The following is a 22,428-nucleotide window of genomic DNA, read 5'->3' on the forward strand; positions in this document are numbered from 1 at the left end:
CCACTTCATTGCCATAACCCCAGGCAAAATCATCGGGTGCGGTCGGGCGCTGCGCGGGAGCCCGCCGGCGGCCGTCCTCGGTGGCGTCAGCCGAGTACATCTTCCTAAAGTAGGGCAATGCGCACCGAGGACGTCCTGGCCGCGACGGCGACCGGCCTGTGGCGCTGGGACAGCGGAGCCGGGACCGTCACGCTCGATGCGGAGGCGGCCCGGCTGCTGGAGCTGCCCGCCGAAGACGGTGTCTTCCGGGAGGCGGCGGTGCGCGCGCGTTTCCATCCGGTCGACTGGAACGAGATCTACGGGGTGGTGAACCTCGCGGTCCTCGAGGGCACCCTGGCCGAGGCTCGGCTGCGGATCGTGGACGACCGCGGGCGGGTGCTCCGTACCGTACGCAGCCGTTCCAAACCACTGCCGACAGGCAGCGAGGGCTACCTGCTGGTCGGCACGCTCCAGGAGGTAGCCGAGCCGCAGCCGGGCACCACCGGCGCGCACACCCCCATCACCGGGGACTGGCGCCGCTCCCGGGAGGCATTCCTCCTGGACGCGGGGAGGGCGCTGGCCGAGGCCCGGTCGACCGCCGAGGTGCTGCGGGTCGCCGCGTCGCTCTCCATGCCCGGGTTCTCGCCGGACGGGCTCGCCGTCTTCGGTGTCGCGGGCGACCGCCTGACGATCATCGGGCACCACGGGCACACCATGGGTGACGAGGACCCGTTCACCGACATGACGCTCGAGACGGACTATCCGGCCGCGGAGGTCGTACGGACGGGGCGGGCGATCTATCTCCCCTCACCGGAGGAGTACCACCGCCGCTTCCCGGCCACCTGGCCGCTCGCCAGCCGCTTCGGACGCCGCTCCTGGGCCTTTCTCCCGCTGATCGTGTCGGGCCGCACGATGGGCGCCTGGATGGCAGGGTTCCGGCACCCGGTGTCGTTCTCCCCGGACGAGCGGTCGGTGCTGACGACCGTCGCCAGGATGCTCGCCCAGGCCCTGGCACGGGCCGGGGTGGCCGAGACCGAGCGGGAGCTCTCGCAGGGGCTCCAGCGGTCGATGATGCCGTCTCTGGGCCCCGACATCCCCGGCATGACGGTCGCCGCCCGGTACGTACCGACCGGCGGCGGGCTCCAGGTGGGCGGCGACTGGTACGACATGATCCCGCTCCCCAACGGCCGTATCGCCCTGGTCATCGGCGACGTCCAGGGCCATGACGTGCGGGCGGCCGGGCTGATGGGGCAGTTGCGGATCGCTCTGCGCGCGTACGCCTCCGAAGGGCACCGCCCGGACGCGGTGCTCTCCCGCGCCTCCCGGTTCCTCTCCGGGCTCACCGACGCGTACGACGACGGGGAGGAGACCGGGCCGCGCTTCGCGACGTGCCTGTACGCGGAGGCCGATCCCGAGACCGGCACGCTCGACATCGCCCGGGCCGGACACCCAGACCCGGTGGTCATCAGCGCAGACGGGACCGCGGTGATCCGGCAGACCGGCGGCGGGCTGCCGCTCGGCGTCGAGACGGACGCCGACTATCCGACGACCCAGATCGTCCTGGAGACCGGCGAGACGATCATGTTGTGCACGGACGGGCTGATCGAGACCGGTGGCCACGACATGGCGACCGGCTGGGTGCGGCTCCGGCCGGTCCTGGAGGAGCAGACCGGCGACCTGGAGAAGCTCGCCGACGCGCTGGTGCAGGCGGTGCACGGGCCGGGCTCGCACTACACGACAGGTCCGCTCGTCGACCGCCGCGAGGACGACATCGCGGTGCTGCTGCTGCGGCGCGAGTCGGGTGCCCCGCGGCAGGCGGCGCCGCGCCGCGCCGCACTGACCGTCGCGCAGGCCGAGCCCGAGCGGATCGCGGCGGCCCGGCAGCAGCTGCGGGAGCTGCTGCACGACTGGTCGGACCCGGAGCAGGTCGATGCGGCGGTGCTGATGATCTCCGAGATGGCGACCAACGTGCTCCTCCACACGGACGGGGACGCGCTGGTGGTCGCCGAGGCGACCGGAGAACGGGGGAAACGGCGGCTGCGCGTGGATGTGGCGGACGGCAGCGACGAACTGCCGCACAAGCGGCAGCCCGGCGAGATGGCCTCCAGTGGGCGGGGGCTGGTGCTGATGGAGATGCTGGCCGACGCGTGGGGGGTGGATCCGCAGGGCGCCGGGAAGTCGATCTGGTTCGAGTTGTACGAGGCCGAGCCGGTGGATTCGGCCGGGGCCTAGGGCGTGTGTCGGAAGTCCCGCCGTCCGTCCGAAGGGTGGGCCCGGCGGCGTCCGGTGCGTGCGATCGCAAGGCGGAGGGTCGTCCTCGTACGGGACGTACTCGGGCGAGCCCGACAACGCAGCGAGCGTGCGTGCCGGGCGTCGCGGGGCAGGCGGGACTTCCGACACACGCCCCGGGTCCGTCCGGGTGCCGTTCCGTCCTCAGTCGCCGGACGGGTCCGGCGGGGCGGACGGGCTCGGTGGGGTGGATGGCGGTTCGTCCGGGGTGTGGCGCGTGCGGAGTTCGCCGAGGACGCCGAACGCCGCCGCGCACACCGGTACCGCCAGCAGCATGCCCAGCACGCCCGCCACACTCGCGCCCGCGGTCAGCGCGATCATGATCATGGCCGGGTGCATCTGGACCGTACGGCTCTGGATCAACGGCTGCAGCACGTGCCCCTCCAGCACCTGGACCGCGAGCACCACCCCGAGCGCCCAGAGCGCGATCACGACCCCCCGGTCGGCGAGCGCCACCAGAACGGCGACGGCACCCGAGATGAACGCCCCGAGGTACGGGATGTACGCGCCGACGAAGACCAGCGCCCCCAGCCCCACCGCCCCGGGCACTCGCAGGATCAGCAGACCCACGGTGATGCAGATGGCATCGATCAGCGCGATGAACGTCGTGCCGCGCATGAATCCCTCGACCGCTTCGAACGCCCGCCGGCCCATCGCCTCGACCAGGTCACCGGTGCCGCGCGGGGCGACGGAGTGCGCGAGGTTCGCGGCCCGGTCCGAGTCGCGCAGGAAGAAGAAGGTCAGCAACAGGGCGAGAACGCCGGTCGCGACGAGTGAGCCGATCAGGCTGATCCCGGTGAGTACTCCGCCCGCGGCGCTCGCGCCGAATTTCTCGACGAGCTTCCGGGCATTGGCGACGAGGTCGTTCACATTGGTGTTCCGGGCGATCCCGAAGTGGTCGACGACCCACTGCGCGGCGTCCTTCAGTGAATGGATGATCTGGTCGCCGGTGTCGATGAATGCGGTGACGACGATGTACCCGGCGCCGCCGCCGATCGCGACGAGCAGCGCGCAGGTGAGCCCGGCGGCCACCGACCGGTTCACCCCTCGGGCGGCCAGCCAGCGGTGGACGGGACCGAGCAGCGCCGTACCGAGCAGTGCGAGCAGCACCGGGGTGACGGCCGTCTTGAAGATGATGCACAGCCAGATGGCGACCGCGGCAACGCCGGTGACCAGCAGAAGCACTGCGCACCAGGCAGCTGTTCGCCGGGCAGTGTCGGGCAGGAGGGGTTTCCGGGTATCCACCCTCCCACCCGATCACGGTGCGGGAGCCATGTCCCGCTTGTACGACCGAACGGGTGACGGGCCGTCAGGGCGGCCCGTCACGCAGATCACTCACCCATACCGTGGACTGCGGGCACGGTGCCGAGGCGGCCGGCCTGGAAGTCCTCGAAGGCCTGCTTCAGTTCGGCCTGGCTGTTCATGACGAACGGCCCGTAGTGCGCCATCGGCTCCCGGATCGGGCGGCCGCCGAGCAGGACGACCTCCAGGTCCGGGGTGTGGCCGTCCTGCTTCTCGTCCGCACGGACGGTCAGCGAGGAGCCGGTGCCGAAGACGGCGGTCTGCCCCATGTGGACGGGACGGCGCTCCTGACCGACCGTGCCGCGACCGGCCAGCACGTACGCGAGTCCGTTGAAGTCCTCGCGCCACGGCAGGGTCACCTCGGCGCCGGGGCGCACGGTGGCGTGGACCATCGTGATCGGGGTGTGGGTGACGCCCGGGCCCTCGTGCCCGTCGAGCTCACCGGCGATGACGCGGAGCAGCGCGCCGCCGTCCGGGGAGGCGAGGAGCTGGACCTGGCCGCCGCGGATGTCCTGGTAGCGGGGGGCCATCATCTTGTCGGCCTTGGGCAGGTTCACCCAGAGCTGGAGACCGTGGAAGAGGCCGCCCGACATGACGAGGGACTCCGGCGGGGCCTCGATGTGGAGGAGGCCGGATCCGGCCGTCATCCACTGGGTGTCACCGTTGCGGATGGTGCCGCCGCCACCGTTGCTGTCCTGGTGGATGAAGGTGCCGTCGATGATGTACGTGACGGTCTCGAAGCCGCGGTGGGGGTGCCAGGGAGTGCCCTTGGGCTCGCCCGGCGCGTACTCCACCTCGCCCATCTGGTCCATCATGATGAACGGGTCGAGGTACTTGTAGTTGATCCCGGCGAACGCGCGGCGAACCGGGAAGCCTTCGCCCTCGAATCCGCTCGGCGCCGTCGTGACGGTGAGCACGGGACGGGCCGTGGCGTCGCCGGAGACGGCGACCTTGGGCAGGGTCAGCGGGTTTTCGACGGTCACTGCGGGCATGGGAGCCACCTCCGGGATTGTCCTGATCTCAATTTAGTTGAACACTGAACATCTTGCAAGGTCTGCGGCATTCCCGCACCGCGGCAGGCCCTCCCCGGACAACGAGAAGGGGTCCGCACCCGACAGGCACGGACCCCTTCTCGAAGGTCAGGAATCAGACATCTGCGAAGCAATGGCGTCTAGCCGTACATGCGACGCATCGCAAAGTCGACCATCTGCTCCACGGCCTTGGCATCGAAGACCATGCGGTGCTCACCCTCCATGTCGAGGACGAAGCCGTAGCCGGTCGGCAGCAGATCGATCACCTCGGCACCGGTGATCACGAAGTACTTGGACTCCTTGCCCGCGTAGAGCCGCAGCTCCTTGAGCGTGGTGAACATGGGGATCACCGGCTGCTGGGTGTTGTGCAGGGCGAGGAAGCCGGGGTTGTCGCCGCGCGGGCAGTAGACCTTCGACGACGCGAAGATCTGCTGGAAGTCCTCGGCGGACAGAGAACCCGTGGTGAAGGCCCGTACCGCGTCACCGAGGGAGGGCGGCGAGGGCTCGGGATACAGCGGCTGCCCGCCGTAGCCGCCACCCATCTGCTGCTGTGCGCCCTGGTTCTGGTCGTAGCCGTACATGCCGCAAAGAGTAATCGGACACATCAGGCCCTTGAGGGGTTGCGTCTTATTACTGACGGGTAGCATCATCGGGGAGGTCAGCTGATATACGGACCGCCAGCTCGTCGCCCGCCCGGCCCTCACCCCTCCCCGGGGCGCTGTGCGCCACTGCTATTGATTACGGAGCCTTCCCATGGGGCACTACAAGTCGAATCTCCGCGACATCGAGTTCAACCTCTTCGAGGTCCTCGGGCGCGACAAGCTGTACGGCACCGGACCGTTCGCGGAGATGGACGTCGAGACCGCGAAGAGCATCCTCGACGAGGTCAACCGCCTCGCGGAGAACGAGCTCGCCGACTCGTTCGCCGACGCCGACCGCAACCCGCCGGTCTTCGACCCGGAGACCAACACCGCACCGGTCCCGGCCTCCTTCAAGAGGTCCTACCAGGCCTTCATGGACTCCGAGTACTGGCGCCTGGGTCTGCCCGAGGAGATCGGCGGCACCACCTCGCCGCGCTCCCTGATCTGGTCGTACGCGGAGCTGCTCCTCGGCTCGAACCCGGCCGTGTGGATGTACTCCTCCGGCCCGGCGTTCGCCGGAATCCTCTTCGATGAGGGCAATGAGGCGCAGAAGAAGATCGCCGAGATCGCCGTCGAGAAGCAGTGGGGCTCGACGATGGTGCTGACCGAGCCGGACGCCGGTTCGGACGTCGGCGCCGGCCGCACGAAGGCCGTCGAGCAGGAGGACGGCTCCTGGCACATCGAGGGCGTGAAGCGCTTCATCACCTCGGGCGAGCACGACATGTCCGAGAACATCATTCACTACGTGCTGGCCCGCCCCGAGGGCGCAGGCCCCGGCACGAAGGGCCTGTCGCTCTTCATGGTCCCGAAGTTCCACTTCGACTGGACCACCGGCGAGTTGGGCGAGCGCAACGGCGTGTACGCGACGAACGTCGAGCACAAGATGGGCCTCAAGGCGTCCAACACGTGCGAGATGACGTTCGGCGACCAGCACCCCGCCAAGGGCTGGCTGATCGGTGACAAGCACGACGGCATCCGCCAGATGTTCCGCATCATCGAGTTCGCCCGGATGATGGTCGGCACGAAGGCCATCGCCACCCTCTCGACGGGTTACCTGAACGCGCTGGAGTACGCCAAGGAGCGCGTCCAGGGCACCGACCTGGCGAACTTCATGGACAAGACCGCACCCAAGGTCACCATCACGCACCACCCCGACGTGCGCCGTTCGCTGATGACGCAGAAGGCGTACGCGGAGGGCATGCGCTCCCTCGTCCTGTACACCGCCTCCGTCCAGGACGCGATCCAGGAGAAGGAGGCCGCGGGCGAGGACGCGAAGGCGCTGCACGGCCTCAACGACCTGCTGCTCCCGATCGTGAAGGGCTACGGCTCGGAGAAGTCGTACGAGCAGCTGGCGCAGTCGCTCCAGACGTTCGGCGGCTCCGGGTACCTCCAGGAGTACCCGATCGAGCAGTACATCCGGGACGCAAAGATCGACACCCTCTACGAGGGTACGACGGCCATCCAGGGCCAGGACTTCTTCTTCCGGAAGATCGTCCGTGACCAGGGTGCCTCGCTCAACGCGCTGTCCGAGGAGATCAAGAAGTTCCTCGCGGGCGCCCAGGGCAACGAGGAGCTGTCCGGCGCGCTGGACTCGCTCGCCAAGGCGGCCGTGGACCTGGAGGCGATAGTCGGCACGATGATCACGGACCTCACCGCGACCGGCGAGGACGTCAAGAACATCTACAAGGTGGGCCTCAACACCACCCGCCTGCTGCTGGCCTCCGGCGATGTCGTCGTCGGCTACCTGCTGCTGAAGGGCGCGGCCGTGGCGGCAGAGAAGCTGCCGACCGCCTCCGCGAAGGACGTCGCCTTCTACCAGGGCAAGATCGCCGCCGCGAAGTTCTTCGCCGCGAACGTCCTGCCGGGCGTCTCGGCCGAGCGGGCGCTCGCCGAGGCGGTCGACGGTTCGCTGATGGAGCTGGACGAGGCCGCGTTCTAGCCCTCGGCCCGCAGCACTGGTCGACGAGGCGCCGCCACTCGAATTCGTTCGGGTGGCGGCGCTGTCGTATCAGCGGCGAGGAGCCGACCGCCGTGTGGACGTCCGTACCGCCCGCGGGACAGCCACACGCCAGGGCGGCGGTACCCCGGTTTTCTACCGCGCCATCGTCGTTACAGTGAAGAACATGAGTTCTTCCCTCCGCTTCGACCGCGGTCACACCGACGACCTGATGGCCTTCCTGATGGCCAGCCCCTCCCCGTACCACGCCGTGGCCACCGCCGCGGCGCGGCTGGAGAAGGCCGGCTTCCGGCAGGTCCAGGAGACCGCGGCCTGGGACGCTTCCACCGGTGGGAAGTACGTGCTGCGCGGCGGGGCGATCGTCGCCTGGTACGTGCCGGAGGGCGCCGGGGCGCACACCCCGTTCCGGATCGCCGGGGCGCACACCGACTCGCCGAATCTGCGGGTGAAGCCACTGCCCGACACGGGCTCGTACGGCTGGCGGCAGATCGCCGTCGAGGTGTACGGCGGCACGCTGCTCAACACCTGGCTGGACCGGGACCTCGGTCTCGCGGGCCGGATCAGCCTGCGCGACGGCACGCACCGGCTGGTCAACATCGACCGGCCGCTGCTGCGCGTGCCTCAGCTGGCCGTGCATCTGGACCGGTCGGCCAACACCGACGGCCTCAAGCTCGACCGGCAGAAGCACATGCAGCCGATCTGGGGGCTCGGGGACGTCGAGGAGGGCGACCTGATCCGGTTCGTCGCCGAGGAGGCGGGCGTCGCCGCCGACGACGTGACCGGCTGGGACCTGATGCCGCACGCCGTGGAGCCGCCGGCCTACCTGGGCCGGGACCGCGAGCTGCTGGCCGGGCCGCGGATGGACAACCTGCTCTCCGTGCACGCGGCGACGGCCGCGCTCGCCGCCGTCGCCGGACAGCCGGACGACCAAATTCCGTACATCCCGGTGCTGGCCGCGTTCGACCACGAGGAGAACGGTTCGCAGTCCGACACCGGCGCCGACGGCCCGCTGCTCGGCACGGTGCTGGAGCGCTCCGTCTTCGCCCGCGGCGGTACGTACGAGGACCGCGCCCGGGCGTTCGCGGGGACCGTCTGCCTCTCCTCCGACACCGGTCACGCGATCCACCCCAACTACGGGGAGCGCCACGACCCGACGCACCACCCGGTGGCGAACGGCGGGCCGATCCTCAAGGTCAACGTCAATATGCGGTACGCGACGGACGGCAGCGGCCGGGCCGTGTTCGCGGCGGCGTGCGAGAAGGCGGGCGTGCCGTGGCAGACGTTCGTCTCCAACAACTCGATGCCGTGCGGCACGACGATCGGCCCGATCACCGCGGCACGGCACGGCATCCAGACCGTGGACGTCGGCGTCGCGATCCTGTCGATGCACAGTGCGCGTGAGCTGTGCGGCGCGGACGACCCGTATCTGCTGGCGAACGCGCTGGCATCGTTCCTGGCGGGCTGATCGGCCTCCACACATGGTTGTTGCCGGGCCGGGTACGCGATCCGTACACCGGCCCGGAGCCTCCGGGCCGCCGAGGAGGCGTGACCCATGGGACTCGGAGGATGCATCATCCTCGTCGCCGTCGGGGCGGTACTCACCTTCGCCACCGACTGGAAGATGGACACCGTCAATGTCGACATGGTCGGTTGGATCATGATGATCGTCGGCGTCATCGGCGTCATCGTCTACGCGAGCATCGCGCGGCGCCGCCGACTGGTCGTACCGCCCAGCACCACGGTCGTGTCCGACGACGACCGCCGCGGCCTCTGAACCGATCCGGCCTCTTTTCTGTTGCGGCGCAGCTCACAGCGGTTCCTCGTAACCCCGGGCGGTAATCTCGGTTCTTTGCCCGGGGAGGAGTATCAGTGGAGTTCCGCCTGCTCGGTGCGGTGTCCGTAGCCACCGAAACCGGAGATCTGCCGCTCGGCCCCGCCAAGCGCCGCAGTCTGCTCGCCACGCTGCTCCTGCACCCCAACACTCCCGTCCCCATGAGCCACTTGATGGACGCCCTGTGGGAGGACGAACCACCGGCACATGCCCGCACGGTCGTACAGGGGCATGTCTCGCGGCTGCGCGCCCTGCTCACCGGCAACCGTGCGGACGAGTACGGGGTCGTCCTGGACACCCACGGGTCCTCGTACGTCCTGCGGATGCCGGAAAGTCTGCTGGACGCCCACCGGTTCGAGGAACTGCTCATGCTGGCGCGGGAGCAGCGCAGACCCGCCGACGCCATAGTGATGCTGAAGGAGGCCCTGTCGCTGTGGCAGGGGCCCGCGCTCACCGGCGCATTCCCCAGTCCACCGCTGCAGGCGGCCGCGCAGGCGATGGAGGAGTCGCGGCTGGCGGCGGTCGAGCACATGGCGCGCGCGTACGCCACGCTGGGCGAACACCACCGGGCCGCCGCCGTGCTGAAGGCCCAGGCCGTCATGCATCCGATGCGGGAATCGTTGGCCGCGGCCCTGATGACGGCGCTGTACCGGGCGGGACGGCAGTCGGAGGCGCTGGACTGGTTCCACCGCACACGGCGGCTGCTCGCCGACGAGCTGGGGGTCGACCCGGGACGGGAACTGGCCGACGCGTACACGCTGATCCTGCAGGGCGAGATTCCTGCGGAGGATGTCGGGACGGATCGACCGACCGGCCGTGACAGGCCGCCGGCAGCCGGCACGGCCGGACGGCCGGCCCGGAACGGTGATCAGGCCCCCGCCCCGGTCCGGGACCCGGACCGTGCCGCCCCCAGCGGCGGGTCCGTCCCCGTCCCTGCGGTGGCCGAGACCCTGCACGGCACCGGCCGGACCGGCAGGCACCCCCTGACCGTGACGCACCACGCGGACCTGCTGCCCCGCGCGCCCCGCGGCTTCCACGGGCGCGTCGCCGAACTGGCCGCGCTCTCCCGGGCCACGGCGGGCGAGGCACCGGTCTGCCTGATCACCGGACCCGCCGGGGTGGGAAAGACCGCGCTGGCCCTGCAGTGGGCGCACCGCAGCCCCGGGGCCTTCACGGACGGACGGCTCTTCGCCGACCTGCGCGGGTTCAGCGACACCGGCGAGCCCACCCCCCTCGAAGTCCTCCGTGAGTTCCTGCTCACGCTCGGCGTCGCGCCACGCCGCATCCCCGAGTCCGTCGCGGCCGCCGCCGCGCTCTTCCGTTCCCTGACCGACCGGCGCCGTCTGCTCGTCATCCTCGACAACGTCCGTGAATCCGCCCAGATCCGGCCACTGCTGCCGGGCGGCACCGACTGCGTCACGGTCGTCACCAGCCGGAACAGACTGGAGGGCCTCATCGCCTCGGACGCGGCCCGTCCCGTCCCGCTGAACGTTCTCGGGTCCCCGGACAGCACGGCCCTGCTCGCCGGTGTTCTCGGGGAGGAGCGGGTTCTCGCGGAACCCGTGGCGGCCAAGCGGCTCGCCGAACTCTGCGGCGGACTGCCGCTCGCCCTGCGGGTCACGGCGGCCCGGCTGGCGGGGCGTCCGCAGTGGACGCTCGCCCGGATGGCCACCGAACTGGCCGACGAGCGCAGCAGGCTGAGCTACCTCGATGTGGAGGACACCGGGGTCTCGGCGGCGCTGCGGCTGACCGTGCAGCAACTGCCGCCCGACGCGGTCCACCAGTTCACCCGGCTCGGCCACCATCCCGGCAGCCACTTCGACCAGTACTCCGCGGCTGCTCTCGCCGGTACGGACCCGGTCACGGCCGCCGCCGCGCTGGAACGGCTCGCCGCCGCCCATCTCGTCACCGAAACGGCGCCCGGGCGCTGGGTGTTGCACGACCTGGTACGCCTCTACGCCCGCGGTCTCGATCCCGCGTCCGGAACCGAGGCCCTCGTCGGTGTGCTCGACCACTACATCGCCACCGCGCTCGCCGCCGCCGACACGGCCGAACCCGGCGGTGAGCCCTGCTTCGTCCTGCCGGACGACTACCACCACCCCGCCGCCGTAAGGGATTTCACCGACCGGGCGGCGGCGATGCACTGGCTGGCCACCGAACGCGACGATCTGGCGCAGGCGGCCGTCGCGGCCCGGACCGCCGGGCTCGACGACCGGGCCTGGCGGATCATCCTGCTCCAGTGGCCCCAAGTGGTCTGGCGGGTCCGGGACAGCTGGACACCGCTCCTGGAGCTCGCGCTGGACGCCGCTCGTACCCGCAGCGATCCGTACGCCGAGTCACGGGTGATCAATCTGCTGGGCTGGGTGCTGACCGAGGAGGGCAGGACCGCCGAGGCCCTCGCCCTGTTGGAACGCTCTCCCGGCCTCGCCAGGCACGCAGGTGACCGGCTCGGTGAGGCGACGGCACTGATCAACCTGGCCGTCGTCCAGGCCGAGCAAGGCGGACTCGAAGCGGCGTTGGAGGACTGCGAGAGGGCCGTCGGCCTGGCCCGTGAGGAGCGCGACGCGCACACCGAGATGCTCGCCCTGCAACACCTCGCCCGGATGCAGCTCGACGCGAACCGCCCGCAGGACGCCCTCGACTCCGCGCGGACGGCGCTCGACCTGGGGCCCGAGCACGAGGAGGCCGCACGCCGGGTACTGCTGCTGACCGTCAGCGGCCGGGCGCGCCTGGCCCTCGGCGAGGAGAGCGACGGCATCCGGCTGCTCGACCGGGCGGCCGACGAGGCGGAGCGCGCCGGTTACGACGAAGGCGCGGTACGGGCCCTCGAAGCGCTGCTGCGGGTGACGGCGGAGACGGAGTACCGCGAACGCCACGAGCGGGCGGTACAACGGCTGAGCGACGACGGGTGAGCCACGCGCCACGGGGGGCACGGCAGCGCGTTCCCGAGGCGGGCGGCGCACCCCGCGCCGGGGCAGGGCGCGGACGTCAGCGGGACGTTAGCGGCGCGGCAGCGGAACGTGAGCGCCAGGCGGAAGACTGAGGGATGTCAGCAGGTCAGGGGCGGTTTGCCGCAGGAATCCTGGCCTTCGCATCACTGTCATATTCGGGGGAATCTCCATGCGTACGTTCCACAGCCGCACCACGGTCCTCAGCGCCGCCGCCACCGCCGTGCTCGCCCTGGCACTCACCGCCTGCGGCGGGCAGGACACCGGCACGAAGTCCGCCGGCCCGGCGGACAACTCCGCACCGGCCGCGGAATCGGCGGGGTCCTCGCAGTCCACCGGCACCGCGAGGACCAGTGGTGCCGTGAAGGACACCGCCGCCGCGAAGGGAACCGGCAGCGCGAAGGGAAGTGCCGCGAAGGAATCCACCGGCACGTCCTCCTCGTCCGCCGCCACCTGCACCACCAAGGACGTGACCATCAGCGCCGCCTACCAGGGCGGCCCGCCCTACACGCACATCGTCCTGACCGCGAAGAACACCTCGGGTCACAGCTGCCGGCTGAACGGCTTCCCGGAGATCCAGTTCCTGGAGAGCCACAAGGAGAACGTGCCGGCGGTCGCCAAGAGCAAGCCGGCCGCGCCCGTCGTGCTCACCTCCGGCGCCCCCGCCTATGCGCTGGTGAAGCTGTCGGACGGCGGCGTCGACGAGGACAACGAGCCCGTGACCGCGTTCTCCGTCACGCTCACGGGAGGCGGCGGCATGGCCACCGTGAAGGCGCCCGGCAGCGAGGGCATCGCCGTCGACCCGTCGAAGTCGGCGACCGGCTACTGGACGTACGAGCTGCGCAACGGCGCGGACGACTTCTGAGCCCGTCAGCCCGTCAGGCCTGCTCGTCCATTCCGGCGAGCACCAGCGGCAGCCGCGGCGTTCCCTGCGCACTCACGCGGACGGGGACGCCCCAGTCCTGCTGGTGGACGTGGCAGGCCAGGTACTCGTTCTCCGGGTCGTCGTCGCAGGACGCCGCCATGGCGGACACATGCAGGACACCTTCGGTGACGCCGTCGGCCAGGACCAGGTCGCGGAAGAGATCGGTGCCGGGCCCCGCACCCTCCGCCAGCAGCTCGGGCGGGGTCGACGAGACCAGCAGCCGGGTCGAGGGACCGTACCGGGTGTCCAGCTTCTGCCCGGCGGGCGCCTGGAAGACCACGTCGAGCCGGAGCGTGCCGGGGGAGATCTCGGTGGCCGCGCGCTGGGTGCGGTGCGCCTGGTCGGCAACGCGCACGGCTTCCTCGGGCAGCCGCAGCCGGGTCAGCCGGTGCCGGGCGGATTCGACGACGACGAGATCGCCGTCGACCAGCACCGCGTCACTCGGCTCGCGCAGATCCGTGGCCAGCGTGGTGACCTCGCCACGGGCAGGGTCGTAACGGCGCAGGGCGTGGTTGTACGTGTCGCTGACGGCGACGGACCCGTCCGGCAGCGCGGTGACGCCCAGCGGGTGCTGGAAGAGCGCCTGGCCGGCGGCGCCGTCGCGGTGGCCGAAGTCGAAGAGTCCGGTGCCGACGGCGGTGTGCACGGTCCCGTCCCGGTCCACGTACCGCAGCGCGGACGTCTCCGAGTCGGCGACCCAGAGCCGGTCGCCGTCGGCCGAGGCGGCAAGTCCGGACGGCTGGGCGAACCAGGCCTCGTCGGCCGGACCGTCGACCAGTCCTTCGTTGGTCGTGCCCGCGGCGACCTGCACGGTTCCGGACTCGGGGTCGTACGACCACAGCTGGTGCACGCCCGCCATGGCGATCCACAGCCGGTCCGCGAACCAGGCGACGTCCCACGGGGAGGAGAGGTCGACCTCGCGGGCCGGGCCGGACGTCGGGGAGCCCTGCCACCACTGGCGGCCGGTGCCGGCGAGGGTCGTCGTCACCCCGGTCGTGAGGTCGAGGGCGCGGAGGGCGTGGTTGACGGTGTCGGCGACCGCGATCCGGCCGTCGGGCAGCACGGCCAGCCCCTGGGGCTCACTGAACCGGACCTCGTCGGGCCCGCCGTCCGCGAACCCGCGGTCCCCGGTGCCGAAGTGGCGGCGCACCGTTTCGCCGTCGGGGTCGAGCTCGACGAGGCGGTGCCGGGTGGTGTCGGAGACCAGGAAGCCGCCGTCGGCCAGCAGCAGGGCCTTGCCGGGGAAGCGCAGATGCGTGGCGACGGGCTCGGGCGCCACGTACGGGCCGTCGCCGCGGCGCAGCGTGCCCTTCGCGGCGTGCTCGGCCTCCAGCTCCTCGACGAGCTTCTCGATGGCGTGCGCATGGCCCTCGCCGGCGTGCTGGGCGACGACATAGCCCTCGGGATCGATGACGACGAGCGTCGGCCAGGCCCGTACGGCGTACTGCTTCCAGGTGGCGAGCTCGGGGTCGTCGAGGACGGGGTGGTGGACCTCGTACCGTTCGACGGCGTCGACGACGGCCTGGTGCTCGGCCTCGTGGACGAACTTCGGCGAGTGCACGCCGATGATCACCACGGTGTCGCGATGCTTCTCCTCCAGCTCGCGCAGCTCATCGAGGACATGCAGACAGTTCACACAGCAGAACGTCCAAAAATCCAGAATGACGATGCGCCCTCGCAGGTCAGCGAGGGTGTACTGCTGATCGCCGGTATTGAGCCAGCCGCCCTTGCCGACCAGTTCGGGGGCCCTGACGCGCGCACGTGTTGCCATGTGGACAGTCAACATCACCGTGGTGCGTCCGCATTCCGGAGGGTCGTGGGGGAATCTGTGGGTCATGAGATTCCTGGTGCGTGAGCGACTGTTCGCTGTCGGCGACGACTACTGGATCGAGGACGCGGACGGGCGCAAGGTCTTCCTCGTCGACGGCAAGGCGATGCGGGTGCGCGACACCTTCGAGTTGAAGGACGCGCAGGGCCGGACCCTGGTCGAGATCCGGCAGAAGCTGCTCAGCCTGCGCGACACGATGCTCATCGAGCGCGACGGCGAGCAACTCGCCCGGGTCAAGCGGAAGCGGCTCTCGCTGCTGCGCAACCACTACCGGGTGACGCTGGTCGACGGCACCGAGCTCGATGTCAGCGGCAAGATCCTGGACCGCGAGTTCGCCATCGACTACGACGGCGAACTCCTGGCCCGGATCTCACGGCGTTGGCTGACCGTACGGGACACGTACGGCATCGATGTCGTACGGGAGGACGCCGACGCGGCACTGCTCATCGCCGTCTCGGTGTGCGTCATCGTGCTCGCGGACAAGGAGCACGACGGCTGACCGGGACGTTTCACGTGAAACCGGACCGCGCCCGAAGGTGGGCGAGGCCCGGTCCGACGGATACGCCGACGGACGCCCGACGGTGGTGCGAAGTCCGGTCCGCCGATGCGTCAGCCGTCGCTCGACGGCGGGGCGAGACCGAGCCGCCGGTCCTTGAGCGCCGGGAACTGCTCGCGGGTGGCAATGACCTTCGCCGGGTCGAACTCCACGGTGAGCACCTCCTCGTCCGCGCCCGCCTCGGCGAGCACCTCGCCCCACGGGTCGACGGCGATGCTGTGCCCGGCCTGCTGGACCCCGGCGTGGGTGCCGGCGGTGCCGACGGCCAGGACATACGCCTGGTTCTCCACGGCACGCGCCTGGGCGAGCAGCGTCCAGTGGGCGCGGCGCCGCTCCGGCCAGCCCGCCGGGACGACGAGCGTCTGCGCACCGGCGTCGACAAGGCCGCGGAACAGTTCGGGGAAGCGCAGGTCGTAGCAGGTGGCGAGGCCGAGCGTGGTCTGCGGCAGGGCGACCGTGACCAGGTCCTCGCCGGCGCCCATCATCACCGCCTCGCCCTTGTCGAAGCCGAAGCGGTGGATCTTGCGGTACGCGGCAGCGCGCTCGCCCTCGGGCGTGAAGACCAGCGAGGTGTTGTAGAGCGTGCCGTCGTCGGCCCGCTCCACGAAGGAGCCCGCGTGCAGCCAGACCCCGGCGTCGGCCGCGGCCTTCGCCATCCGGTCATGGGTGGGCCCCTGGAGCGGTTCCGCCTCGTCGGCGAAGGCGGTGTACGCGAACGCGCCGACCGGCCAGAGCTCGGGAAGGACCACCAGATCGGCACCGCGCTGGCCCGCGACCAGGGAAGCGGCTCGGTCCCTGCGGGAATTGACGGATTCGTCCGGGTCTACTGCGATCTGGATGAGGGAGGCGCGCACACTACCACCGTCCTGGCATTCGAGCCGTCAACACGGGCCTACGATCGTCACACGAAAGCACTGCCGGGGTGCCTGCTCGCAGCGTAACTTAGCGACCGAACCTCCCACGCAGCCCGCAGCCGCCGCCCGCCGACCGCGCCAGCAGTCCAGCCCATGCACCGCAGAACCGCACGAGGGGTCCCGTGACCGTCCATCCCAGCCTCCAGACCTACGCCGATGCCTGGACCCACTCCATCGAGTCGATAGCCGAGCTGGTGACGCCGCTCGCCGAGGGGGAGTGGAATCGCCGTACACCGTGCCCCGGTTGGTCGGTGCGCGACATCGTCTCGCACATCATCGGCATGGAGTGCGAGCAGCTCGGCGATCCGCGCCCGATCCACACGCTGCCGCGCGATCTCTACCACGTACAGAACGACTTCACCCGTTACATGGAGATGCAGGTCGATGTGCGGCGCCACCACACCGCACCCGAGATGACCTCCGAGCTGGAGTACACGATCATCCGCCGCTCGCGTCAGCTGCGGAACGAGTCGCGTGCCCCGGAGACCATGACCCGCGCGCCGCTCGGCGCCGAGCAGACTCTCGAACTGGCACTGCGGATGCGGGCCGTCGACGTCTGGGTGCACGAGCAGGATCTGCGTACGGCGCTGGGCAGGCCCGGCAATCTCGACTCCCCCGGCGCCACCATCACCCGGGACACGCTCCTCGACGCCCTGCCGAAGGTGGTCGCCAAGGACGCGGGCGCACCGCCGAATTCTGCGGTCGTGCTCGATGTGCACGGCCCGATGGAGTTCCTGCGCACGGTCAGGGTCGACGCGGACGGCCGTGGTTCGGTGGACGGTTCGCCGTCGCTGGGGCCTGCGGTGACGCTGGCGATGGACTGGGAGACATACGTCCGGCTGGCCTGTGGGCGGGTCCGGGCGACGGCGGTCGAGGACCGGATCAAGGTCGAGGGCGACCAGGAGCTGGCGACGGCGATCCTGCAGAACTTCGCCGTCACGCCGTAACGGCACGGTTGGCGGCGCCCGTCCTCGTGGGATGAAGAGACGGGCGCGCCGCCGGGCCGGCCGCGGCAGGTGTCACGCGGGCACGTGCACGGCCTCCACGCGGCTGACCACATGGTGGTTCCGCTCGCGAAGCGTGGCGCGGGCATGCAGCCGCAGGATCTGCACGACCCCGAGCGCCTCCAGGACGAAGACCGAGGCGAACGCGATGCGGTAGTTGTCCCCCGTCGCGTCGAGCAGCACACCGACGGCGAACAATGTCGTCATCGAGGCGATGAAACCACCCATGTTGACGATCCCCGATGCGGTGCCCTGGCGCTGCGGCGGGTTGGCCGGGCGTGCGAAGTCGAAGCCGATCATCGAAGCGGGACCGCAGGCGCCGAGCACCGCGCAGAGCGTGATCAGCAGCCACATCGGCGCATGGTCGCCCGGGTACAGGATCGTCGACGCCCACACGACGGCCGTCACCGCGACCGTGCCGAGGGCGAGCGGGGCGCGCGCGGCATGGTGACGCGCGATGACCTGCCCGTAGACGAGGCCGACGGCCATGTTGGAGAGCACCACCAGGGTGAGCAGCTCCCCGGCGGTGGACCGGCTCAGCCCCTGTGCCTCCACCAGGAACGGCATCCCCCACAGCAGCAGGAACACCATCGCCGGGAACTGCGTGGTGAAGTGCACCCACATCCCGAGCCGGGTGCCGGGCTCCCGCCACGAGGCGGCGATCTGCTTGCGTACGTAGGCGGCGCCCGCGTGTTCGACGGGCGGCGGCTCGTGCCCTTCGGGGTGGTCCTTCAGGAAGAGGAGAAGCAGGACGAGGACCACGCCCCCGGCCGCCGCGCTGCCCGCGAACGTGGCGGTCCAACCGAAGCCGTGCAGGGCGCGGGCGATGAAGAGTGTGGAGACGAGGTTGCCCGCCATGCCGAAGAGCGCGGCGATCTGGCCGATCAGCGGTCCGCGCCGGGCCGGGAACCAGCGGGCGCCGAGTCGCAGCACGCTGATGAACGTCATCGCGTCGCCGCAGCCGAGCAGCGCCCGGGAGGCCAGCGCCATGCCGTACGACGGGGAGAGCGCGAAGCCGAGCTGCCCGACGGTGAACAGGACGGCCCCGAGGGTGAGGACCTTCTTGGTGCCGAGCCGGTCGACCATCAGGCCGACAGGTATCTGCATGCCCGCGTAGACGAGCAGCTGAAGGATGGAGAACGTCGACAGCGCGGAGGCGTTGACGTCGAACCGGTCGGCGGCGTCGAGACCGGCGACCCCGAGGCTCGTACGGAAGATGATGGCGACGAAGTAGACGGCGACGCCGATGCCCCAGACCCAGGCGGCCCGCCGGCCGCCGGGCGGGTCACCGGGCAGGGACAGGGTGGGAGCGGCAGCGGAACTCACCGGTCCTCACCCCGGACCAGCACCTTGACCCGGCTGACATGGCGTCGTACGACCTGCGCGGCACCGTCCGCGTCCCCGGCCCTGATGGCCTCCAGCAGTTCGGTGTGCTCGGTGATGTTGGCGGCGATCCTGCTGGGATGCGCCTCCATCACGGCGACGCCCATCCGCAACTGCCGGTCGCGCAGCTGGTCGTAGAGGCGCGACAGGATCTCGTTGCCCGCGTTGCGGACGATCTCGGCGTGGAAGCAGCGGTCCGCGACCGACACGGCGGCCAGATCCCCGGCCGCCACCTGCCGCCGCTGCTCGTCGAGCAGTTCCTCCAGGCGGGCGATCAGCTTCGCCGAGGCGGGCACTGCCTTGCGGGCGGCGAACTCCTCCACGAGCAGCCGGGTCTCCACCACGTCCGCGATCTCCTGCGCGGAGACGGCAAGCACCAGGGCCCCCTTCTTCGGATAGAGCTTGATCAGCCCTTCGACCTCCAGCCGCAGCAGCGCCTCGCGCACGGGTGTACGGGAGACGCCGACGGCCTCCGCGAGGTCGCCCTCGGTGAGGAGCGTGCCCCCCTCGTAACGGCGGTCGAGGACCGCCTGCTTGATGTGGGTGTAGACGCGTTCGGCGGCGGGCGGTTGCTTGGCGGGCGGGTGAGTCACGACAGGGGGTGCGGCAGGCATGCACACAGCATAGATACAACATGCACGCATGCGTGGCACCGTCCGGAATCTGGACGGTAAAACCCCGGAAATTACCGCGGGATTCGGCACATCCATTCATGCACCTCGTGAGTCTCACCACCGAGCGGCACCGTCATGCGGCCGCATTCCAGGGGCATTTGGAGCGTTCAAGTTGAAAATTGGCATTAAGGGCATAAACCGCGTTTCCGCCACTGCCACCGTGGCCCTCACCGCGGGTGCCGTCATTGCGGGCAGCGCCTTCGCTTCCACGGCGCAGGCTGCCACGCTGCCCGTCCCCACGATCGCCGCCAAGGGCGGCTACGTGATGAACAACGGAACCGCGAAGACCCTCTACTCGAAGGCTGCGGACACCCGTCGCGCCACCGGCTCGACCACCAAGATCATGACGGCCAAGGTGGTACTGGCTCAGACGAACCTCAACCTGGATTCCAAGGTCACGATCCAGAAGGCGTACAGCGACTACATCGTCGCCAAGGGCGCCTCGTCGGCACGCCTGATCGTCGGAGACAAGGTCACCGTCCGCCAGCTCCTCTACGGTCTGATGCTGCCGTCCGGCTGCGACGCCGCGTACGCGCTCGCCGACAAGTTCGGCACCGGCACCACCCGCGCGGCCCGTGTGAAGTCGTTCATCGGGAAGATGAACGCCTCCGCCAAGTCCCTCGGTCTGACGAACACCCACTTCGACTCGTTCGACGGCATCAGCAATGGCTCGAACTACTCGACGCCGCGCGACCTGACGAAGATCGCCAGCAGTGCGATGAAGAACTCCACGTTCCGCGCGGTCGTGAAGACCAAGTCGACCACGCAGAAGGTCACCACGAGCAGCGGTGGCTACCGCTACATGTCGTGGACCAACACCAACAAGCTGCTCGGCAGCTACACCGGTGCGATCGGCGTGAAGACCGGTTCCGGTCCGACGGCCGGGTACTGCCTGGTGTTCGCCGCGACCCGTGACGGCAAGACGGTCATCGGCACCGTCCTGGCGTCCACCTCCGAGACGACCCGGACGGCGGACGCGAAGAAGCTCATGGACTACGGCTTCTCGAAGTAGTTCCCCGCCCCGCTCCCGGGGCCACGAGGAGGGGTCCGCCGCACAGTACGGCGGGCCCCTTCCTGCGCCCGGCAGCGGATCCCCCCGCCACTCGGCCTGAAAGGGCAACGCACAGTTGAGCACTATGTCTCGTGGACGGCTCCGCTCCCTCGCCGCGCTGTCGGTCGCCGCGACCTCCTGCAGTCTGCTCACCGCCGTGAGTGCCACGCCCGCTGCTGCGGCGACCAGTTGCACCTCTCCGGTCTTCAAGCGGCAGTTCTTCGCGAACACGTCGTTCTCCGGTACGCCGAAGAAGACGGACTGCGACTCGGTCATCGACCAGAACTGGGGCACCGGCGCCCCCGCCTCCGGCCTGCCGAAGGACAACTTCGGTGTCCGCTGGTCCCTGACCCGGGACTTCGGCTCCGGCGGCCCCTTCACCTTCACCGCGGCAACCCGTGACGGCATTCGCGTGTACGTCGACGGGGTGCGCAAGGTCGACATCTGGAAGAACGTCTCCACCACCCAGAAGAAGACGGTCAACGTCACCGTCCCTGCCGGGAAGCACTCCCTGCGCATCGACTTCGTCAACTGGACGGGCTCGGCCGACGTCAAGTTCGGTTACGCACCGAGGACGTCGGCCACCGTCGACAAGGTCAAGCCGCTCAGCCCGGTCGGCGTGAAGGCGGTCCTCGACAACGCCACGGCGAACGCCAAGGTGACCTGGTCCGCGAACAAGGAGATGGACCTCGCGGGCTACCGCGTCTACCGCCGGCTCAAGGGATCCAGCACCTTCGCCCTCGTGAAGACGACCACCGCAACCTCGTACGCGGGGGTCCCGCCCGAGGGCGGGAAGACGTACTACTTCGAGGTCCGCGCCTATGACAAGGCCGGGAACGTCTCCACGGGGAGTACGGACATACCGCTGACCACCATCGCCGTCATCCCCCCGGCGGACTTCGCCGCGAAGGGCATCGACGCCGGGATCGCGCTGACCTGGAAGCCGGTCCCGGGCGCGGTCCGCTACAACCTGAAGCGCGACGACCAGCACGGTCACGTGTCGGTCCGTTCCGTCACCGCCACGGCCTTCACCGACACCACGGTGAAACGCTCCGAGAAGTGGACCTACCAGGTGGCAGCCGTGGACGGCGCCGGACGCGCCTCCGCGTACGGCCCCGCCGTCGCGGCCTACCGTCCGGTCGCGGCGCCGCGGGACATCGTCGCGACGCCGGGGATCAGCAGTGCGACCTTCACCTGGACCACCGATCACTCCGTCGACGGCGATGTGTACGACTTCCACGTCTACCGTTCCGAAACGCTCCCCGTGGACACCTCGGCCGCGCCGATCCGCTGCAGCACCACCTGGAAGACGCTCGGCGACGGGCGGCTCCAGTACACCTGCACCGACACCTCCCCGGCCGGCGGCCTCACCTACCACTACGTGATCAAGGCCTACGACAACTCGGGCAGGGAGTCGGTTCCTTCGGCCACGGTCGAGGTCACCACGCTCGCCCGGGACGTGACCCCGCCCGCGCCGGTCACCGGGCTCACCGCCCAGGCCACCGAGTACGGCATCGAGCTGCACTGGAACGCCAACACCGAGCCCGATCTCAAGCGGTACGTGGTGTACCGCGGAGAGCTGATCGACGGCGAGGACGAGCGGGTCTGCTACGGCACCTCGTCCGAGCACCTCGACGCGGCCACCACGTCCTACACCGACGAGCAGCTGCCCGACGGTGAGGAGCGGTGCTACTTCATCGACGTCGAGGACACCTCCGGCAACTCCAGCTTCCGGATGACGCACAGCGCCGAGATCGCCGTCGTCACCGAGCTGGACCTGACCCCGTCCGTCGAGACCCCGGCGGGCTCCCCGCTCACGCTCACCGCGACCCGGGGCGCCAGCGGCACCTCGGTGGACCTGTCCTGGAACACGGTCGCCGACGCGACGGGCTACCTGGTCGAACGGTGGAACCCGGCCACGGGCGGGTACGAGAAGCTGACCGCCGACCCCGTCACGGACGTGTCGTACACGGACGCCACCGCTCCGACCGGCACCACCCACTTCTACCGGGTGACCGCCGTGTACGCCGACGACACCCGGTCGGCGCCCGCCACGGACTGGGTGATCCTGGCCCCCGCCGAGTGACCTGACCCGACAGAAAGAAGCGGGCCTGC

Annotated in this window: 17 protein-coding genes; 10 read left to right on the forward strand and 7 right to left on the reverse strand. The window is 70.2% G+C overall.

What is annotated here, in order from left to right:
- The first annotated feature begins 117 nt into the window (after positions 1 to 117).
- Entirely contained in the window at positions 118 to 2,211 is a 2,094-nt protein-coding gene (locus tag ACFU8W_RS05490) for a SpoIIE family protein phosphatase (RefSeq protein ID WP_384032499.1), read from the forward strand.
- A 201-nt stretch (positions 2,212 to 2,412) separates the two neighbouring features.
- Here the strand turns inward: ACFU8W_RS05490 and ACFU8W_RS05495 are convergent, their stop codons facing one another.
- The 3 genes from ACFU8W_RS05495 to ACFU8W_RS05505 form a co-directional block, all read right to left on the reverse strand.
- On the reverse strand, positions 2,413 to 3,513 hold the full coding sequence (locus tag ACFU8W_RS05495; RefSeq protein ID WP_384032501.1) for an AI-2E family transporter: 1,101 nt from the start codon (positions 3,511 to 3,513) through the stop codon (positions 2,413 to 2,415).
- An 86-nt stretch (positions 3,514 to 3,599) separates the two neighbouring features.
- On the reverse strand, positions 3,600 to 4,562 hold the full coding sequence (locus ACFU8W_RS05500) for a pirin family protein (RefSeq protein ID WP_327245476.1): 963 nt from the start codon (positions 4,560 to 4,562) through the stop codon (positions 3,600 to 3,602).
- A 179-nt stretch (positions 4,563 to 4,741) separates the two neighbouring features.
- Positions 4,742 to 5,182 (reverse strand): SseB family protein, encoded by a 441-nt coding sequence (locus tag ACFU8W_RS05505; protein ID WP_345517256.1) that lies wholly within the window; start codon positions 5,180 to 5,182, stop codon positions 4,742 to 4,744.
- Positions 5,183 to 5,354: 172 nt separating this feature from the next.
- On the opposite strand from ACFU8W_RS05505, the gene ACFU8W_RS05510 reads away from it, so the two are divergent.
- The 5 genes from ACFU8W_RS05510 (at position 5,355) to ACFU8W_RS05530 (ending at position 12,843) form a co-directional block, all read left to right on the forward strand.
- Positions 5,355 to 7,181, forward strand: coding sequence for an acyl-CoA dehydrogenase (locus ACFU8W_RS05510; protein WP_384032504.1), 1,827 nt, complete (start codon positions 5,355 to 5,357; stop codon positions 7,179 to 7,181).
- Positions 7,182 to 7,365: 184 nt separating this feature from the next.
- A complete protein-coding gene (locus ACFU8W_RS05515; RefSeq protein ID WP_345517254.1) occupies positions 7,366 to 8,664 on the forward strand; it encodes a M18 family aminopeptidase in 1,299 nt (432 codons plus the stop codon).
- Between the two features lie 87 nt (positions 8,665 to 8,751).
- Positions 8,752 to 8,973, forward strand: coding sequence for a DUF6458 family protein (locus ACFU8W_RS05520; RefSeq protein WP_384032506.1), 222 nt, complete (start codon positions 8,752 to 8,754; stop codon positions 8,971 to 8,973).
- 95 nt (positions 8,974 to 9,068) lie between these two features.
- Positions 9,069 to 11,942 (forward strand): BTAD domain-containing putative transcriptional regulator, encoded by a 2,874-nt coding sequence (locus ACFU8W_RS05525; protein ID WP_384032508.1) that lies wholly within the window; start codon positions 9,069 to 9,071, stop codon positions 11,940 to 11,942.
- Between the two features lie 208 nt (positions 11,943 to 12,150).
- Positions 12,151 to 12,843, forward strand: coding sequence for a DUF4232 domain-containing protein (locus ACFU8W_RS05530; protein WP_384032510.1), 693 nt, complete (start codon positions 12,151 to 12,153; stop codon positions 12,841 to 12,843).
- Positions 12,844 to 12,856: 13 nt separating this feature from the next.
- On the opposite strand, the gene ACFU8W_RS05535 is transcribed toward ACFU8W_RS05530, so the two are convergent.
- Positions 12,857 to 14,674, reverse strand: coding sequence for an NHL domain-containing thioredoxin family protein (locus tag ACFU8W_RS05535; RefSeq protein WP_384032512.1), 1,818 nt, complete (start codon positions 14,672 to 14,674; stop codon positions 12,857 to 12,859).
- A gap of 64 nt (positions 14,675 to 14,738) precedes the next feature.
- On the opposite strand from ACFU8W_RS05535, the gene ACFU8W_RS05540 reads away from it, so the two are divergent.
- Positions 14,739 to 15,230: an LURP-one-related/scramblase family protein gene (locus ACFU8W_RS05540; RefSeq protein ID WP_384032514.1), complete on the forward strand. Its 492-nt coding sequence runs from the start codon at positions 14,739 to 14,741 to the stop codon at positions 15,228 to 15,230.
- Between the two features lie 110 nt (positions 15,231 to 15,340).
- On the opposite strand, the gene ACFU8W_RS05545 is transcribed toward ACFU8W_RS05540, so the two are convergent.
- Positions 15,341 to 16,141 (reverse strand): carbon-nitrogen family hydrolase, encoded by an 801-nt coding sequence (locus ACFU8W_RS05545; RefSeq protein ID WP_384032516.1) that lies wholly within the window; start codon positions 16,139 to 16,141, stop codon positions 15,341 to 15,343.
- 182 nt (positions 16,142 to 16,323) lie between these two features.
- Between ACFU8W_RS05545 and ACFU8W_RS05550 the strand changes: the two genes are divergently transcribed.
- Positions 16,324 to 17,148, forward strand: a complete 825-nt coding sequence (locus ACFU8W_RS05550; RefSeq protein ID WP_384032518.1) for a maleylpyruvate isomerase family mycothiol-dependent enzyme — start codon at positions 16,324 to 16,326, stop codon at positions 17,146 to 17,148.
- Positions 17,149 to 17,220: 72 nt separating this feature from the next.
- Here ACFU8W_RS05550 and ACFU8W_RS05555 read toward each other — a convergent pair whose 3' ends face one another.
- The gene (locus ACFU8W_RS05555) at positions 17,221 to 18,531 is read right to left on the reverse strand and encodes a nitrate/nitrite transporter (RefSeq protein WP_384032520.1); all 1,311 of its coding nucleotides are present in this window, start codon (positions 18,529 to 18,531) and stop codon (positions 17,221 to 17,223) included.
- Entirely contained in the window at positions 18,528 to 19,202 is a 675-nt protein-coding gene (locus ACFU8W_RS05560; RefSeq protein ID WP_345517247.1) for a GntR family transcriptional regulator, read from the reverse strand. Before ACFU8W_RS05560 ends, ACFU8W_RS05555 begins: the two co-directional genes overlap by 4 nt.
- Before the next feature lie 172 nt (positions 19,203 to 19,374).
- On the opposite strand from ACFU8W_RS05560, the gene ACFU8W_RS05565 reads away from it, so the two are divergent.
- The gene (locus tag ACFU8W_RS05565) at positions 19,375 to 20,274 is read left to right on the forward strand and encodes a D-alanyl-D-alanine carboxypeptidase family protein (protein ID WP_384032522.1); all 900 of its coding nucleotides are present in this window, start codon (positions 19,375 to 19,377) and stop codon (positions 20,272 to 20,274) included.
- A gap of 124 nt (positions 20,275 to 20,398) precedes the next feature.
- Entirely contained in the window at positions 20,399 to 22,399 is a 2,001-nt protein-coding gene (locus ACFU8W_RS05570; RefSeq protein ID WP_384032524.1) for a PA14 domain-containing protein, read from the forward strand.
- The last annotated feature ends 29 nt before the right edge of the window (positions 22,400 to 22,428 follow it).

The sequence above is a fragment of the Streptomyces sp. NPDC057565 genome (genome assembly GCF_042801455.1).
In the GTDB taxonomy this organism is placed as follows: Bacteria; Actinomycetota; Actinomycetes; order Streptomycetales; family Streptomycetaceae; genus Streptomyces; species Streptomyces yanii.